Source organism: Xanthomonas sp. NCPPB 2933, assembly GCF_056725225.1.
This window is the reverse complement of the sequence record NZ_CM161518.1, coordinates 101,338-118,059: the sequence shown is the minus strand read 5'-3', so window position 1 is coordinate 118,059 and position 16,722 is coordinate 101,338. Positions and strand designations below refer to the sequence as shown.

Sequence of the window (16,722 nt, the reverse complement as noted above, 5' to 3'; positions counted from 1 at the left end):
CACAAACTGCTGGACTTGCGTCATCAGCACTGTCGCGTTGTACTCAGCCCCACTTCCTGTGATGATCGGCGAGCTGACATGGCTGCAACGACAGGCTGATTGGATGACGCGTTTCAAGCTGCTCGCCGCCGTTTTTCTTCTCTGGACTGCCGAGGGCTGGAGCATGCAGCCCTCGCCAATCGAGACACCCCAAGAAATCTTCAATCGCTGGCTATCTGCGTTCAACCGGGGCAATCAGCAAGAGTTGCAGGAGGTCATCGCCGCGTACAAGATCGACCGCAACGCGCAGCGCGATACCGACCTGCATGCCTCCATGGGCAACTTCAACGTGCTGACTGTGAGATCAAGCAGCCCCAAGAAAGTCGAAATGATCGTACAGGTGCAACCGAGCGAACGTGCGCTGTTGGTGACCGTTGAGCTGGACCAGACCGACCCCTCGGATGTGCACGTTTTCCAGATCGAAGGCGTGGAAATGCCGCCCGAATTCCGGCCCAAACGTGTGCAGATTCCCACTCTTGCAAAAATGACAAAGCAACGGCTGGATGCTTTGGTCGCCGCAGACACATTGTCCGGCGCACTATTGGTGGCCAAGGACGGCAAGGTACTCCTGCAATGGCAAGGCGGATTGGCAAATCGATCAGCCGCGCTGGCAGTTACCCCGGAAACACAGTTCAGACTTGCATCGTTGAACAAGATGTTCACCGCCGTGGCCGTGTTGCAGTTGGTGGATGCCGGCAAGCTGTCGCTTGATGGCACCATCAACGACTATCTGCCTGATTATCCCGACCAAGCCATCGCCCGTTCCATTACGCTGCGGCAACTGCTCAATCATACCAGTGGGCTCGGCGAGATCTTCGGTGACGAGTTCAGTAGCTATTCGCAGACCTTGAAAACGCATGCCGATTACATCAAACGGTTCGGCGCCACTCCGCCAGAGCAGGCGCCAGGCAGTCAGGATGGCTATTCCAACTATGGCTACGTCGTGCTTGGCGCGATCATCGAAGCGGTCAGCGGCCAGTCCTACTACGACTATGTCGATCAGCACATCTACCGCATCGCCGGCATGACATCGACAGGGTCAGAGCCGGAGTCAATGCCAGTCGCAAGCCGGGCCATTGCATATGCCAAGCAGGGCGGTGCCTGGCAGACCGAAACCGCATCGCTTCCTTGGCGCGGGATGTCTGCCGGTGGCGGCTACAGTACGGTAGGCGACATGCTCAAGTTCGGCGAAGCGCTGCGCACAGGCAAGCTTCTGTCGCCCGCATTGCTGGAAGCGGCTACCTCGCCGCAAAATCACAAGCACTGGTACGGATATGGCTTCATGGTCAGTGGCCAAGGCGAAGCGAAGCAGTACGGGCACGAAGGCGGCGCGCCGGGCGCGAACACCGCATTCGTGGTGCTGCCATCCAATGGCTATGTGGTCGTGGGATTGAGCAACACCGATCCCGATGCGATGGAGAACGTGGTGAACTACATTGCCCGGCGACTTCCGATGCAAGCACAACAACCTTGAAAGCAGGCTGGCATTGCATCACGGTGGTCTGCCATGAAGAGCGCGATGATTGCGTTGACGTGCGCTCACACCGGCCGATACATCTGCGCCATAAAGCCGCTCGGAAAGGTCTTGGTGCCGATCAGTGTGAGCGGCCTTGGCGCTGGAAGATCGGAAAAGATCGGTACCCCCTTGCCCAACACGATCGGGTAAACACCCAAGACATATTCGTCGACCAGATTGTGGGCAATCAGACTGCGCGCAAATGCGGCGCCACCATGGGCGATGATCGGCTTGCCGTCTCGCTCCTTGAGCTTGGCCACTTCATCGGCCAACCCGCCGCTGGCTACATACGCCTGCGCCCAGCTGTCTGCACCAGCCTGCAGCTGCCCTCCGGGCGTCGTGTTGACCAGTGCCTGCGCATCGGTGAGTGCCTTGGCAGCAGCTTCCAACACGGCTGGGCCCTGCGCCGAAAAGACCGCCTTGGGGATCTGATTCATCGGTGCTGCGAACGGTGAGGTGGCGGTCGGCCAGAAGCCGGCCATGCCCTGAAACGTGCGGCTGCCCATGAGGTGCAGGCTGGCGTTCCAGGCGGTTTCCACTTTCCAGGCGATGGCTTCCTGATCGCCATTGAACACCCAATCGATCTCGCCCGCCGGGCCGCTGACAAAACCGTCCAGCGACACCGACATCATCAGTTTCAGTTCTCGCATTGCGTTCTCCTAGCGCTCGTGAACCAAGCAACGGGTTGATCAACGGCTGCAGCGATGGCCAGTCTTCACTACCACGACGGATGGACGGGTGCGATATCTCCATCGATACCGGTGTTGAACGTGTCTGCAATCGACGCCTTAGACGAACGCCTGAAGGTCATGCGGACTCCCTGGCTTGCCTCCTAAACGCTTGGCTTGCGCCCGCGTGAAGCAGGCCGCTTCGCGACGCTGTCGCCGTACTGCTGCCACCATGCGGTCAGCGCTTCCATGGTTGGCCCCAGTCCATGCGCCTTCGGCGTGATGGCGTATTCCACGCGCGGCGGTACCTGCGCAAACACCGTGCGTGTGACCAAGCCATCTGCTTCCAGCTCGCGCAACTGTGCCGTCAGCATGTGTTGCGTGATTCCGGGAATTGCCTCGCGTAGCTCGCCAAAGCGATACACCCGCTGATTCAGCAGCCACATGATTTCCAGCTTCCATTTGCCTGACAGCAGCGCAAATGCACGGCGCATCTCTTCGTGCATGTTGCGCTCGCTGCTTTCAATGGTCTGGTTTTTCATACTAAGCCCTGGTGATTCATCCTACTTTTCAATACCCATCTTAGGCGACATTCTGAGTGCCGGTTGCATTCGCACATTGACTGGCAAACACCATGAGCATCTCTGTCTACTGGATCAGTACCGCGCTGCTGTGCCTGCTGTATCTCGCCTCTGCCTGCATGTATCTGGCCAAGGGCGAGTTCGTACGCAAGGCGCAGGCCGAGCTGGGCTATTCGGCGCCATTGCTGGTGCCCTGGATGATCGTCATCAAGATCCTGGGCCCGGTGGCGATTGTGTGGCGCTTCAACACCGCGCTGAGCGATCTCGCCTACGCCGGCATGTTCTATCACCTGCTGTTGTCCGGCATGGCGCATCTGGGTATACGCAAGCCCAAGGGTGCGATTCCTGCAGCCTTGGGCCTGCTCTTTCTGTTCGCCTCGTTTGGCACGCAAAACGCCGCGCGCCAGCCGCCCTCGCCCTATGCACCGGCTGCAACGGCGATAGGATCTCGGGGAGTAATTGATGGACGGCCAGCACGAACAGCTGCGAACCACCATCGAGCTGCAGCAATGCAACGCATTACTGCAGCTCCCATCAACCGCTATCCAGCCCACGCTACCACCCACACCCAAAGCTAATTCCGAATCGCCTGCGTATGCGTCTTCAACGCCTCGGCAAGGCCGTCGATATGCTCGGCGCCTGTGGGCACGGTGATGCTGGAGCCGGTGAGGTCGCTTCCGATGGGTTGCACGCGGCCGCCCAGGCACTGGCCCAAAAAGGTTTCCGCCACTGCGTTGAAAGCCTTGCTGTTTTGGGGGCGGTGGAAGCCGTGGCCTTCGTCGGGGAACAGCACATAGGTCACCGGCAGATGCTTGACGGTCATGGCATTGACGATCTGTTCGCTCTCGGCGCGGTTGGTGCGTGGGTCGTTGGCGCCCTGGCCAATCAGCAGTGGCTTTTTAATCTTGTCCACATGCGTCACAGGCGAGCGTTCGGTAAGCCACTGCTTGCCGGCGGCTGTGGCCGGGTCGCCCATGCGCTTGGCAAACTGCTTGTAGGTGCCGGCCCAGTATTTCGGCACGGACCCGAGCAAGGTGTTGAGGTTGGCCGGGCCGACGATGTCTACGCCGCACTTGAATGTGTCTGGGGTGAAAGTCAGGCCCACCAGGCTGGCGTAGCCGCCATAGCTGCCACCCATGATGGCCACGTTGTCTGGCGTGGTCACGCCTTGCTTGACCGCCCACTGCACCGCATCGAGCAGGTCGTTGTGCATCTTGCCGGCCCACTCGCCATTGCCGGCGTTGGTGAAGGCCTTGCCAAGGCCGGTGGAGCCGCGGTAGTTCACTGCCAGCACGGCGTAACCGCGATTTGCAAACCACTGCGTGTACTCGCCATAGCTGTTGTAGCTGTCGCGCAACCAGGGGCCGCCATGCACGAACAGCACCATGGGCACCGGCTTGTCGGGCTTGCCGTCATGGTTGGTGTCGGCGTCGGCCGGCAAGGTGAGGTAACTCACCATAGCCAGCCCGTCGCGGGAGGTGAGCGTCAGCGGCCAGCTCGGCACCAGCGGCTTGCCCTCCAGCGCCGGGAATGCCGAAAACAGCTTGGTCAGCTTGGCGGTAGCGCGGTCGTAGCGGTAGTACCGCAAGGGCGTCTCGGCAGCCGAATAGCTCACGATCCAGGTGGTGTCGTCCTGGGTGCGTGCTTCCACCTTGGCATCGCCTGGGCCCAACGACTTTAGTGCTTGCAGGTCCTTGGCAATGCCTGGATCGAGCGCCTTCCATTCCCGGCGCAGATACTCGGACGAGGCGGCCTGCACGGCGCCGGTCTTGGGATCTTTCAACACGGCATCCACATCGGCGCGCGCGTCTTCGCTGAGCAGCGTGCGTGCCTTGGTGGCGGTGTCCACCGCATACAGTGCCGAGGTATTGCGGTTGCGCGAGTCGCGCAGATACAGCGTTTTGCCATCATCGGTCAGGCCCACCACTTCGGTGGTGATCGCGTCATCGAAGGGAATGATTTCCACTGTTTTCCAGGTGCCGCCCTGGTAGGCAAGCACCTCGGTACCACCATCCTGGCTGGTGCGCATGGCATAGCGCGGCTGGAGGTTGCCGTCGGCCAGGTAGCTATCAAGCTGTTGCGTGTTCTTGTCCACCAGGGTGGCTTTGCCGGTGGCAATGTCTACCCGATACAGATCGCGCCATTTGGGGTCGCGGTTGTTGATGCCCACCAGGATCTGGTCAGGGTGTTGCGCACTTAGGCCATACATCTCCACGCTGGCCTTATCGAACGGGGTGAGGTCCTTGCTGCTGCCGTCGGCCAGGTTCAGCGCATACAGGTGGAAGTTTTCGTCGCCGCCCTGGTCGCGCTTGTACAACAACGTGCCGGCGCGGTGGCTCCAGAAATACTCCCTGATGCCGCGCCCGGTGTCTTGGGTGACCGCGCGCGCTTTGTCCGGCGCATCGATGGGCGCCACCCACAGGTTGGGCACACCCTTCAGCGGCGCCACCCAGCTGAGCGTGGCACCGTCCGGGCTCACCAGCACATGCGCCTTCTCGGCCGCACCAAACAGCGCGTCACGGGTGATGAGCTCAGGCGGCGTGGCAGCGGCGGCGGGCGATGCACTGGCGCCGCTGGCAGGCGGAGCGTGTGGTGTGGATTTGTCGCTGCAGGCAGACAGGGCCACCAGCATGCTGGCGACAAGGAGCAGGCGTTGCATGAAACCTCCGGTGTGGCGTCGGCCGGGGTGCCGAGGCGTCCAACTGGCGCGGAGCATAGGGTGGCCCCTTGCCCGATAGCTGAACCCCATGCGGTCTGCTGCGCGTCTGCGGTCATATGTTCCGAAACAGAACCATCTACCTCGCGGTCACTTTCTGGTTACCGCGAGGTGTGCAGCTGGCTTAATCCGGTTTCCTCCAATTCGGATTATTCCCCAATGTCGGGTATCGCCTGACTAGCGTATGCAGTGCGTCGGCCAATGCAACCGGGTCCTTGCGCAACGGCCAGACAATGTCGAAGAGCCCGCCTGAGAGGGCCACTCCCTCCGTAAGCTTTCTAAGAAGATTCTGTATGCGTCTTGCGTGATCTTCGCTCGGCGCTTCGTATGTCTCCTCGACCCCGGACACCAGGTTCGCAACCTGCACTGCCAAGTCTGGTTCGAGGATCAGGCCCTCCTTGAACTGCAAGAACTTTGCGTCGCCGCCTGCCTTTGCCACCTGGATCTCGAGGTCGACATCCGCCGCGAGTCGCCGCATCTGTTTGAACATGGGGTGGCCTGCGTAGTGCTCGATGCCCTCGACAGGCGGCGCGGCTGCGTCTGGGTTCGCATAATGGTTAGCGATCCGGTTCTGGATCTGCTTAATTCTTTCAGCAATATCGTCGCTACCGCCAACCGCCCTTTTCCCGAGTGCACACTCACTCATGCGCGTGAGCAACTTGAGTGCTGATTTATGCTCGGCATGGAGGGCTTCATTATTGAGAATAGGGCCAATGGCATTGAGCAATGTGTGCGCCATCCCCTGCATCTCCAACAGCATGCGAGTTTCCAAGCCCGATCGCTGTGGCCGCGTTGGCTGTGACGTGGTTGGGCGCGATGGGGTTGGCCGTGACGTTGGCCGTGATGGGGTTGACGGGCGCGGCGGGCGACGTTGCAGTCCCTGCAATGGCGACTGATTCGGCAAGGGTGTCGATGGGGCCGGCCGCTGCGGCGTGCTCTGGGGCGTGGGTTCGTGCTGCGTGTAGGTCACGTGCGCGTGGGCGCCACTGACATTGTTTGAAAGACAGTTTCCCATCGATTTTTCCCACTACTTCAATCATGGGCGGCGAGTACATCAGAGCCCATCCCGGCACTGCGCAAGCAAACGCGAATGGGCGGTTGTGGATCCGAAGCTACGCCCTGCTGGTCAGCAATGCAGAAGAACCCCTTCTCCTCGCAAAGCCCGCGCCCAGCTGCCGTAGGCTGGCAGGCGATGCAGCGGCAGCGTAACGGATGGGAGCAGGTATCTGCCGCTGCGGGTGGATGGCAGCGGTGTCAGGGTGGGTAGGTGGCTGAGGTTGGCAGGCGTGAGGGCTTGGTGCATCTGCCCGGCTGTTCGTGATGTGCCGCTAAGGCGCACAAGCCGTGTGCTCCACCCGTTGCTCAAGAAGTTCGCGCACCGCGTTGGCGGTGTCGAAGATGGCCTGGCCCAGGGTTGGCAGCGTCTGTGCGTGCAGGCACTGCGGCGCGCTCATGGCGATCACGTCGCCATGGGCGGCGATGGTGCGCATCAGGCGGTCGAGTTGGTCGATCTGGTCCAGCGTGAGACAAAAGACGGCGGCATGCGGGTGCATTGCGTGATCCTCTGCGAGGCGTGGCGAGGCACGTGCGCACTTCGCGCAGCATGCGCGCAGCGCGCCTGAAGGGTGACCGTGCACCTGCGTGGCGGCACGCGCACGGTGGGGCGGGTCAGTCTGTGGGCGTCACACTCACCACCAACTCGCCATCGCGCATGCGGATGTGCAACTTGCTGCCGATGGCAAAGCCCAGTTGTTCCAGCCAGCGGCCGCGTAGGCGCAGCGTGGGCACGCGTTGGTCGCTGGCGGGGTAATAGCCGTAGCCGACGGTGCAGTGTGTTGGCGCACGCGGGTGGCCGGGGCGTGGGGGACGGGCTTCCGTGCGAGGTTGGGGGATGGGGGTGCGCTCGACGTAGGGCCGCGGCTTGATCGTTGGATCGAGCGAGTGCCAGCCGATCTCGGTGGGCGGCGGCTCCGTGGCGCGCTTGCGTGCTGATATGGGACGGGACGTGGGTCGACGCATGGCAAAGCCCTCCTTGACGAATAAGACCCGTTGCACGACGCAACGGGATGTCGGGAGGCTAGAAACCACAGACAGACTTCTGAATTGTTTTCCCAAACAACTTGCATTAGCCGCACCCCGACATAGGCATCGCGTCGGCTGCACTCGTACAAAAAAATTTAGGCACAAAAAACCCACCGGTTTGACGGAGGTGGGTACCGCTGTCTGAGGAGTTTCTAGGCTCCTTGCAGCCGAGATTGCTACCTGTTTGGCGATGTGTCAACTGGTAACTAGTGCGTCATTGCCGCCGCGCGTCTATTCGAAAAAATTACGTGCAAAAGCCCCACATCTACACGCCGGGCACCGCTTCAACTTGACCCAACTCACCGCCACACGCACACTTCCGCTCGGAGCCTAGAAACTCCACACAGACAGCGGTGCCCACCTCCGAGAATTTGGTGGGTTTTTTGTGCTCGGCCATTTGGCCTGACACTGCTCGGCGTTCCTACGCCGGGAGGGCGGCGAATACAACACCCGCAAGGGGAATAAGCCCGCCGGCTGTCTGCGGTTTCTAGCCTCCCGGCATCCCGCTGCTTTGTGCAGCGGGAGCTGCCTCATGGCAAGGAGAGCGGCATGCACGACGAACCCGGCTACTGGATGTCCGAAGGCACGCAATACCATCTGCTGCGCGTACGCGACCAACTGCGCCTGCTCGTGACCCTGACCCCACAACGTACCCGCGAGGAAGCTACGCTGGGGTCGCCTACGATTCCACTGCAGCAGTGGGCGCATTGCCTGCAGCACTTGGCCTAGCAGGTGGATGATGTGCTGGGTGATTTGGGTACTGGGTAGTACGTCTCCTTCTATGCAAGCAGCCTGCCGTGTGCTCCACCGAGCGTGTATCGATCACCAAGCGGCCTGATCCACCCGCGTGCGCGACGCGTGGGCTAGGATCAGTGCATACAGGGGGAATACCATCGACAGGATAACCACCATCGCGGTGCATCGTGCTAGCAACGACGGTGTTGCGCTTTGCCGCAGACGTGCAACCGGCAAACACACAGTGTGCTCTCTGCCGGTGGGAAATCAACATGCAAGTACATCGCGCGCGCCGGGCATGACGTGCTTACAAGTGACCAGTAGATCCTAGAGCTCTTGCGGCTGATGCTATGCCATGCCTTCACCGTTATGCCTAATTCATCAACGCTACCAGACCCCATTTTTTTCTAAAATACATCAATAACGGAACTTAATATGGCACTTGATTTTGGAAAGCTCAATGATGGAGCGGCAGTTAAGCAAATCGAGCCACGGAAAATTTTTAGTACGTTAAAGCGCGATTCTCGGTTCAAGCGGCCATTAGATGAACAAGCGGATGTTCTCGACACTTGGTTCTTGCGACGAACCTCCAAAGATCTAACGATTAAAATGAATACCGGGGGCGGTAAAACTGTTGTAGGACTGCTTTGCCTTCAAAGCTCCCTCAATGAGGGAGTTAAACCAGCTGTCTACATTGCTTCCGAACCATTCCTAGCAGAACAAGTGATTACGGAAGCTGGATCACTTGGCATTCCAGTCACTAGCGACGAGAAAGATCCAGAATTCATCAGAGGACGGTCCATTCTTGTCGTCAATGTGCATAAGTTATTTAACGGCCGCTCCGTTTTTGGGGTCGCTGAAAAAAAAATCCCGATTGGATCCGTTGTTATAGACGATGCTCACGCCTGCCTCTCTGTAGTAACCGCGCAATTTAAAATAAACGCAGGCTCAAAAGATATCATCTACAAAAAATTGCTTGAACTGTTCGAGGAAGATTTAAAATCGCAGACCCCTTCCGATTACTTAGATCTAAAGGCCGGTGATTCGGCTGTAGTGATGCAAGTTCCATACTGGGCTTGGCAGAAAAAGAACGAAGAGGTAATTGGAGTACTTCACAAGGAGAGGAACTCTCAATCTATAGGATGGAACTGGCCGTTGTTGAAAGACTGCATACCCCAATGTATGTGTGTTTTTGGCAGTGCTCATGTTGAAATAGCCCCTCGTTTTGTGCCAATAGACAGAATCCCGTCTTTCGACTCAGCAGCGCGTCGAATTTATATGACCGCGACGCTGGCAGATGACACCATATTGGTAAGCAACTTTAAAGCAGTAGCTGCAGAAGTATCCAAGCCGATCCGGCCCAAGGGCGGCGGGGACATCGGTGATCGAATGATACTAGCACCGCAGGAGATCAATCCAGAATATACTATTGAAGATATAAGATCTCTGATATCAGTCGTTTCAAAGAGCCGAAATGTCGTTGTCATAGTCCCTTCAAAAGCACGATCGGAATTCTGGAAAACAGTAGCCGCGCAAATCGTCGACAAAGACAATCTAGGACAAGCTGTTGAAAAACTAAAAAAAGGACATGTCGGCCTTACAGTACTGATCAATAAGTATGACGGAATAGACCTTCCGGGAAATTCGTGTGAAATGCTCGTAATTGATGGCTTGCCTGAAGTTTACGGCCTTATCGAAAGGCTCGAGATGCTGGTTTTAGATGGCACGAAAAGGCAACTTGTTAGCCAAATTCAGCGTATAGAGCAGGGCATGGGAAGAGGAGTCCGTTCTAGTGACGACCATTGTGTAGTACTACTGCTAGGCGGACGATTAACTCAGAGGATTCACCAACCGGAATCTGATGAGATGTTTTCTACTGCAACGCGTGCACAGATCGAGCTTGGTCGACAGGTTTCAAGTCAAGTCCAAGGAAAGCCACTTGGGGATCTCCTTCCGATATTAGATTTATGTTTTCAACAGGATTATCAATGGGTTGGAGCTGGACGTAACGCGATTGTAAATTCCGCTGGAAACCCCGGTGCGAACCTGGATTCAAATCAAGTTTCACTGCGAACTGCGTTCGACAAATTACAAATAGGTCGGCAAGACCTCGCAGTCAAGCATACTCAGGACGCAGTTAATGGGGCAAAAGAAGAAAAAGAGAAAGGTTATTTTATGCAACTGCTTGCAGAGCAGACTAACTACACCGATCCAGCCAAGGCGCAGGAACTACAACTTGCTTCGCTTGCTAAAAACAATCGGCTCCTCAAACCTATTCGTGGAGCTACATACAATAAAATTAGCGCACCAGCTGACGGTCAAGCAGTGGCAGCAGCGCTTTTTATGGAGAGGTTTCTCGAGGGCAATGATCTATCAATTTGGACAAACGGCCTGTTAGACGACTTGAATTGGGGTGAAGAAGGATCGAAGCGATTTGAGGCTGCAATGTGCGACTTGGGTAGTTTCTTAGGGTTCGGTTCCGAGAGACCTGAAGAAAAGGTCGGCCGTGGTCCAGATAACATGTGGGCGCTTGGTGATTTAGAGTACCTAGTCATCGAGTGCAAGAGCGGGGCCGTGATTGCGGAAAAGATATGCAAAGCTGATACAAATCAGCTAAACGGTTCAATAGTGTGGTTTGAAGATAAGTATGACAATACTTGCACTATGACACCGATAATTGTTCATCCAAAGACAATTTTCGAATATGCCGCGACTCCGCACCCTGACATAAGAATAATTAACGGCAAGGGATTAATTAAGTTGCGAAAAGCAATTTTGGATTATTCGGTGTCCATTTCATCAAGCGGCTCTTTTAGAGATATAAAGAAAATTCAGCAGCAGTTGGATTATTTTAGTTTATCAGCGCAAAAAATAGTTTCTCTTTGCACTGTCGCTCAAAACTCAAAATAATGATCGAAGTTTTTGAGTGCAACCCATCTGCTTAGCAGATACTTGTACTTGTACATGATTAAAAACTTTGAAGGAGACAGGGTCGGATTATTTTACTGGCCCTTTTCCCCATGCAAGGCGCACCATCGTGTTGCCGGAGCGCGCTTAGTTTCAACGCTCAGCGGTCGTGCGCGAAATTCACTGCGATAACGCCGTAAATCACTGCTCGCGCGCTTCACCCCAGGTGAGCATGGCATCCAGTGCGGGGCACAGGGCCTGGCCCCATGGCGTGAGGCGGTAAACCACCTGCGGCGGTACCTGGGCGTAGACAGTGCGCAGCACCAGGCCGTCGCGTTCAAGCTGGCGCAACTGTTGGGCGAGCATCTTTTGCGAGATGGCGGGAATCAGCCGGTCCAGATCCGAGTAGCGCTGCACCTTGCCGTTTCTGTTTCTCATAAATGAAAAAACCGGCCCAAGGCCGGCTTTTTCTCCCTGACTCCTAAGGTGCAAGCCCGTAGCAATGAGGGTTAGTTGTTGAGGCCCACGTTAGCCATGACCCGCAGGCACGTCAACCTGACATGACGGCATCATGCTTTATCCACCAATGCGTTGATTTGGGAAACGTTTGCTCTAACGAAATTGCTTAGGAAAGTGTCTGACTGGCATGTACTCAGATCCAGCCTTACCGGCGACGATGGTCGCCGTCCAGGGCAATGCATTCGAGACGCTCACCCGTTGAGCGTGCGCCCGCCGTCGACCACGATTTCCGAGCCCACCGTCCACTTGGATTCGTCCGAGGCCAGGTACAGCACGGCCTTGGCCACTTCGTCCGGGGTGCCGAACCGGCCCAGCGGGATGGTGGCGGCAATGTCCTTGTTGACCTGGTCGCGGTACGCGTCGGGGATGCCGAGCTTGTCGTACAGCGGGGTTTCCACCGGGCCGGGGCTCACCGCGTTGAGGCGGATGCCGCGTGCCAGCAATTCGCTGGACAGCGTCTTGGTCATGCTCAGGAAGGCCGCCTTGGTCGCGGCATACACCGACGAGCGGGCGGCGCCCACATGCGCATTGATGGAGGTGTTGAGCACCACCGAGGCGGGGTTGGCGAACACCGGCAGCAGCGACTGGAGGAGGAAGTACGGGCCCTTGACGTTGATGGCGAAGGAGGCGTCGAAGGCCTGCTCGCTCCAGTCGTCGATCGGCGCCCATACCGAAACGCCGGCATTGAGGAAGGCGATATCGAGCTGGCCGTAATGCGCCTGCACCGCCTGCGCCAGTTGCTGTTGCGCGGTGACGCTGGCCGAATCGGCGCGTAGCACCAGCACCTCGCTCCCCAACGCGGCCTTGGCGTTGGCGATGGACTCGGGATTGTTGCCGGTGACGATGACGCGGGCGCCTTCGGCAAGAAACTGCCTGGCGGTTTCCAGGCCGATACCGCTGGTGCCGCCGGTGATGAGGGTGCGTTTGCCTGCTAAACGGGACATGGGGTGCTCCTGAGCGAGGCCCGCCGCGCGTGGCCGGCCTTCGAGGTGTGCAGCGTGCGCCCATGCTAAATTTGCTAGAAGACGTTCCAGCCACATACCATTCATGTGATTTGCGCATGAATTGAAGGGCTGGCAATGGACCGGTTTCTGCTGATGACCTGCTTTGCCCGTGCGGTGGAAACCGGGAGCTTTTCTGCCGCAGGGCGGGATCTGGGCTTGGGCCAGCCCAATGTCAGCCGCCACGTGGCGGCGCTGGAAGAGCATCTGCACACGCGGCTGCTCAACCGCTCCACCCGCAAGCTGGTGCTGACGCCGGAGGGAGAGCGCTACTACGCGGAGGTGCGCCGCATTCTGGATGCGGTGGGCGAATCGGAAATGTCGCTGCGCGATAATGTGCAACCTTCCGGGTTATTGCGGGTGGCCTGCCCCACGGCGTTGTCGCATCAGTATGTGATGCCGCTGGTGCCGGAGTTTTTGCGGCGCTTTCCGGGCCTGGAGCTGGATCTGCAGATCAACGACCGCTTCGTCAATCTGCTCGACGAAGGCGCGGAACTCGCCATCCGCATCGGCCACCTGGAAAACAGTGCGCTGCGCGCCAGGCGGATTGGGTCGTTCAAGCGCGTGTGCGTGGCAAGCAAGGACTATCTTGCCGAGCGCGGCATCCCCACCGTGCCTGACGACCTGCGCCAGCACGATTGCGTGCTGTACACCTTGTTGGCCTCCGGGGCGAGCTGGCGTTTCAAGGATGTGGACGTGCCGGTTTCCGGCAGGATCCGGGTCAATTCGCCAGAGGCGGCACGCGAGTCGGTGAGCGCGGGCCTGGGCATCGGGCAGGGGCCGGAATGGTTGTTCGAACAAGGGCTCAACGCCGGCCATCTGCAGATCGTGCTCAGTGCGTTCTCTGGCCCTGCGGTGCCCATGCACATCATGTATGCCGCCAACCGCCTGGTGGCCAAGCGGGCGATTGTGTTTATGGATTTTATTGCCGAGGCGTTTGCGAAGATTCCGCAACTCAACGCCCCCTCCTGCTCGCAGCGATAGACGTTTATTCCAGCGGTCTTGGCGAGGCGCGCTGGTATTTGGAAAACGTCTTGTGGAGTGAGGCGGCACGCTCATCGGCAACGACGTTTTCCACACTGCTCAACCCACGCGATGCGATGACGGCCGAGGCTTTTGCATCGCCCAATAGGTAAGCCAGGCGCAGATACGCCAGACTGTCGACCAGGTTTTTGTTGTTGGAGTCGCTGGCGTACACATCCGACAGCCCGTAATAGGCATACAGATTTCCGGCCACTGCGGCGCGCCGCAATATATCGATCCCCTTATAAAAGGGCCCAGTGAGTGCGGTTTTTTTGCCGTAAATCACGGTGGCGGCCTTGTTGCCTGCTTGCGACTCCGCTTTGAGCTGGTCCAGGTTCAAGGTTTCCAATCGGGCGAGTTCGTCCTCTGTCGGGTAGCCGTGGGTCAGCAGCCACTGCGCTTCTGCATCCGAGTTGGCAACCAATGGTCCACTGACCCTGCAGGCATTGGGACCTTGCGGGCATAGATAGCGTCTTGCCTCCTGGCTCACGGAAGGCGGCTTGATGTTGGCCGCGTGATCGGGCGGCATTGCTGCGGCGTTGCGCTGGCCAGTGGCAGTTGGGGGTGTAGCAAGCGCAGACGTTGACGCCTTGCCGGTTTGCGTTGGTTGGTCTGTTTTTCCGCAAGCGGCAAGTGCAATGCACAGTGCCGCCAGGGACAGGAATGTTTTTACGCGCATGGTGCCATCCGTTGCAGGCTGCAGTGGTCAAGCGTGATGGTGCTTGATGTTGGCCTGCGATGCGAATGCGTCCTTTGATTGCAGGCCTCTGATTGCAGGCCTGCGCTGGCAGTCAACACACACACTGCCTCCTCCGTACCCTCACCCCCGACCCCTCTCCCGATGGGAGAGGGGAGTGTTTGCCACGTCTGTGGGGCAAAGCAGACCGACTCCGCCGCCTTTGGCCTGCACTGCTCGCAGCCCGCACTTGGCGGGCTGCAGAGACGGCGGTTGAGGCCGCACAACGCAGGTGGCGCGTGGCCGGATGCGGCGTGTCGCTCCCTCCCCGGTTGCACGTTTTGCCGTGCGGTTGGGGCCGCAGGTCGCACCCGCCCAGCTGTCCTGGCTGCTGGCGCAAGAGTGGGCAAAACAGGCCACACGGTGCGCCCCGCGCGTTGGGCCGCCATATGCCGCCGAAGGCCAGATCGCTTGCTGCGTAAGGCTTTCGAGCGAGTGACGCGATCTGATTTGCATGAAATTGGAGCGCCTGAGACGAAATGCATCCCTGGTCTGAATTTTCCGTATATCGTGCGTTACGTCACATTTAAATGTGACCAACGTCGCAATTAACCGGCGAGAAGGATCTGGGCATGACCGACAACACGATAGGGCTGCACCCGCAGCCATTGGGCGGGCGTGGTGTGACAGGACAGGGATGGGCGGTCATGCCGCCGTCGTTGACGTCGTCGTTTGGTCATCGCCGCATGGCCGCGTTGCCACGCGTGCCAACACCGACATCGACACCGTCGTCAGCGCCAACTCCAGCTTCAGCGATAGCGCCAGCGCCAGGGACACCCAGTCTCAAACGGCTGCTGCGCAAAGGCGCGCGCAGCCTGCTGAGAACACTGCCCTGGCGGCACCAGGACCGGCTCCACTTTCTGCATACGTTCGGGCGGCTGCCGGATCTGTATGCGCCGAAGTGCTTCAACGAAAAAATTCTCTACCGCAAATGCGTGCACGGCGATTACCCGCTGTACACGCGTCTGGCAGACAAGTTTGCGGTGCGCTCCTATGTGGCGGCCAGGATCGGTGAGGCGCACCTGGTGCCGCTGCTGATGGACAGCACCGACCCGCAGGAGTTGTTGCAGCTGCCACGCTGGCGGCAGACCGTGATCAAGGCCAACCACGGTGCAGCCATGGTGGAAGTGGTGCGCGACGAGCCGGATGCGGTGCAGAAGCGCCGCATCATCGAGCGCTGCGGCCAATGGCTGCGGATCGACTTCTCCGAGATGGTGCGCGAGATCCATTACCGCGATATCCCGCCGCGCATTCTGGTGGAGCGGTACATCGGCGAGGCGCAGCAGGTGCCGGTGGATTACAAGTTCCACATGTTCCGGCAGGCGGATGGCAATTTTCATTACGTGCTGCAGGTGATCTACGGCCGCTTCGACACACCGAAGCTGGCGATGACCTTCTTCGTCGACAACCTGCACACGGCTTTCCACCGCATCCGCGACGACGGGCGCACGCCGCCCTGCGCGCCGGCACTGCTGGAGCAGGCACTGGAACTGAGCAAGGTGCTGGCAAGCGACTGCGATTACGTGCGGGTGGACTGGTATATCCAGCGCGGAAAAATCTATTTCGGCGAACTGACCTTCACCCCGGGCGCGGGGCTGGTCACCGGGCTGGACCGCGGGCTGGACCGGATGATGGGCGATATGTGGGTGCAGCGGCGCATGCCGGTGGAGCCGTGGTTTTCCGGGGAGGGCATCCGTGCGCGCGTGCCGGTGCGATGAGGCGTGGCGCCGGTGTCTGTGGCGATGACGGGCGGCAGATGGATCAGCGGCAGCGCCACCGGGGCGTAGCGCGCGGATGCGATCTTGGCGAATGGGCATATTCAACATCGTCAGCCGCAGCAGACCGCTGCGCTGACGATACCGATGCTGGCCTGCGTGGCGGATTACCCACGCGCCTTCAGATGCAGCATGGGGTAATGCGCGTAATGACCGATGCCATTTTTGATGATGGGGTCTTGCGCGGTGAAGTCCGCAATCTCCTGATCATCGGCAATCTGATACAGAGATAGCCCGAAGCCGCCGGTGTCGTCGATCACCGGGCCGTGCGCCAGGATCAGGCCCTCGGCCAGGCGCTGGTCCAGAAACGCGCCGTGCTGCTGCATCAGGGATGTTTCTTCCTCCGACATGGTGCTCAGAAAATCGCTGCGCGGCGGAATGTATTTGCAGAAATAAGACTTCATGGTGGGTTACTCGTGGCATG

General features: G+C 58.8%; 16 protein-coding genes. 6 read left to right on the top strand and 10 right to left on the bottom strand.

Annotation, left to right across the window (positions count from 1 at the left end; translation table 11 throughout):
* The first annotated feature begins 103 nt into the window (after nucleotides 1–103).
* Nucleotides 104–1,513 carry a serine hydrolase domain-containing protein gene (locus AC1PLU_RS00440; protein ID WP_481107369.1) on the top strand — a complete coding sequence of 470 codons (1,410 nt, stop codon included), beginning with the start codon at nucleotides 104–106 and terminating at the stop codon, nucleotides 1,511–1,513.
* 65 nt (nucleotides 1,514–1,578) lie between these two features.
* Here the strand turns inward: AC1PLU_RS00440 and AC1PLU_RS00435 are convergent, their stop codons facing one another.
* The gene (locus AC1PLU_RS00435; RefSeq protein ID WP_481107368.1) at nucleotides 1,579–2,205 is read right to left on the bottom strand and encodes a dihydrofolate reductase family protein; all 627 of its coding nucleotides are present in this window, start codon (nucleotides 2,203–2,205) and stop codon (nucleotides 1,579–1,581) included.
* A gap of 182 nt (nucleotides 2,206–2,387) precedes the next feature.
* The gene (locus tag AC1PLU_RS00430; protein WP_043909519.1) at nucleotides 2,388–2,765 is read right to left on the bottom strand and encodes a winged helix-turn-helix transcriptional regulator; all 378 of its coding nucleotides are present in this window, start codon (nucleotides 2,763–2,765) and stop codon (nucleotides 2,388–2,390) included.
* 92 nt (nucleotides 2,766–2,857) lie between these two features.
* Between AC1PLU_RS00430 and AC1PLU_RS00425 the strand changes: the two genes are divergently transcribed.
* Nucleotides 2,858–3,382, top strand: a complete 525-nt coding sequence (locus AC1PLU_RS00425) for a DoxX family protein (protein WP_228996106.1) — start codon at nucleotides 2,858–2,860, stop codon at nucleotides 3,380–3,382.
* Here the strand turns inward: AC1PLU_RS00425 and AC1PLU_RS00420 are convergent.
* The 4 genes from AC1PLU_RS00420 to AC1PLU_RS00405 all read right to left on the bottom strand — a co-directional run bounded on the left by AC1PLU_RS00420 (nucleotide 3,379) and on the right by AC1PLU_RS00405 (nucleotide 7,539).
* Nucleotides 3,379–5,463, bottom strand: a complete 2,085-nt coding sequence (locus tag AC1PLU_RS00420; RefSeq protein WP_481107367.1) for a S9 family peptidase — start codon at nucleotides 5,461–5,463, stop codon at nucleotides 3,379–3,381. The genes AC1PLU_RS00425 and AC1PLU_RS00420 overlap by 4 nt on opposite strands.
* Before the next feature lie 181 nt (nucleotides 5,464–5,644).
* Nucleotides 5,645–6,280 carry a hypothetical protein gene (locus AC1PLU_RS00415; RefSeq protein ID WP_481107366.1) on the bottom strand — a complete coding sequence of 212 codons (636 nt, stop codon included), beginning with the start codon at nucleotides 6,278–6,280 and terminating at the stop codon, nucleotides 5,645–5,647.
* Nucleotides 6,281–6,848: 568 nt separating this feature from the next.
* Nucleotides 6,849–7,073, bottom strand: a complete 225-nt coding sequence (locus AC1PLU_RS00410) for a hypothetical protein (RefSeq protein WP_481107365.1) — start codon at nucleotides 7,071–7,073, stop codon at nucleotides 6,849–6,851.
* A 115-nt stretch (nucleotides 7,074–7,188) separates the two neighbouring features.
* Nucleotides 7,189–7,539: a SymE family type I addiction module toxin gene (locus AC1PLU_RS00405; protein ID WP_481107364.1), complete on the bottom strand. Its 351-nt coding sequence runs from the start codon at nucleotides 7,537–7,539 to the stop codon at nucleotides 7,189–7,191.
* 612 nt (nucleotides 7,540–8,151) lie between these two features.
* Between AC1PLU_RS00405 and AC1PLU_RS00400 the strand changes: the two genes are divergently transcribed.
* Both AC1PLU_RS00400 and AC1PLU_RS00395 read left to right on the top strand, forming a co-directional pair.
* On the top strand, nucleotides 8,152–8,331 hold the full coding sequence (locus tag AC1PLU_RS00400; protein WP_481107363.1) for an XAC0095 family protein: 180 nt from the start codon (nucleotides 8,152–8,154) through the stop codon (nucleotides 8,329–8,331).
* 441 nt (nucleotides 8,332–8,772) lie between these two features.
* Nucleotides 8,773–11,247: a helicase C-terminal domain-containing protein gene (locus AC1PLU_RS00395; protein ID WP_481107362.1), complete on the top strand. Its 2,475-nt coding sequence runs from the start codon at nucleotides 8,773–8,775 to the stop codon at nucleotides 11,245–11,247.
* Nucleotides 11,248–11,445: 198 nt separating this feature from the next.
* Here AC1PLU_RS00395 and AC1PLU_RS00390 read toward each other — a convergent pair whose 3' ends face one another.
* Both AC1PLU_RS00390 and AC1PLU_RS00385 read right to left on the bottom strand, forming a co-directional pair.
* Nucleotides 11,446–11,682, bottom strand: coding sequence for a winged helix-turn-helix transcriptional regulator (locus tag AC1PLU_RS00390; protein ID WP_481107361.1), 237 nt, complete (start codon nucleotides 11,680–11,682; stop codon nucleotides 11,446–11,448).
* A 272-nt stretch (nucleotides 11,683–11,954) separates the two neighbouring features.
* Nucleotides 11,955–12,707 (bottom strand): SDR family oxidoreductase, encoded by a 753-nt coding sequence (locus tag AC1PLU_RS00385; RefSeq protein WP_481107360.1) that lies wholly within the window; start codon nucleotides 12,705–12,707, stop codon nucleotides 11,955–11,957.
* 135 nt (nucleotides 12,708–12,842) lie between these two features.
* Between AC1PLU_RS00385 and AC1PLU_RS00380 the strand changes: the two genes are divergently transcribed.
* Nucleotides 12,843–13,748, top strand: coding sequence for a LysR family transcriptional regulator (locus tag AC1PLU_RS00380; RefSeq protein WP_481107359.1), 906 nt, complete (start codon nucleotides 12,843–12,845; stop codon nucleotides 13,746–13,748).
* 4 nt (nucleotides 13,749–13,752) lie between these two features.
* Here the strand turns inward: AC1PLU_RS00380 and AC1PLU_RS00375 are convergent, their stop codons facing one another.
* Complete coding sequence (locus AC1PLU_RS00375) at nucleotides 13,753–14,466, bottom strand: hypothetical protein (protein ID WP_481107358.1); 714 nt, start codon at nucleotides 14,464–14,466, stop codon at nucleotides 13,753–13,755.
* A 644-nt stretch (nucleotides 14,467–15,110) separates the two neighbouring features.
* Here AC1PLU_RS00375 and AC1PLU_RS00370 point away from each other — a divergent pair.
* Nucleotides 15,111–16,241: an ATP-grasp fold amidoligase family protein gene (locus AC1PLU_RS00370; protein ID WP_481108579.1), complete on the top strand. Its 1,131-nt coding sequence runs from the start codon at nucleotides 15,111–15,113 to the stop codon at nucleotides 16,239–16,241.
* A gap of 164 nt (nucleotides 16,242–16,405) precedes the next feature.
* Here AC1PLU_RS00370 and AC1PLU_RS00365 read toward each other — a convergent pair whose 3' ends face one another.
* Entirely contained in the window at nucleotides 16,406–16,702 is a 297-nt protein-coding gene (locus AC1PLU_RS00365) for a YciI family protein (protein WP_481107357.1), read from the bottom strand.
* Nucleotides 16,703–16,722: the final 20 nt, after the last annotated feature.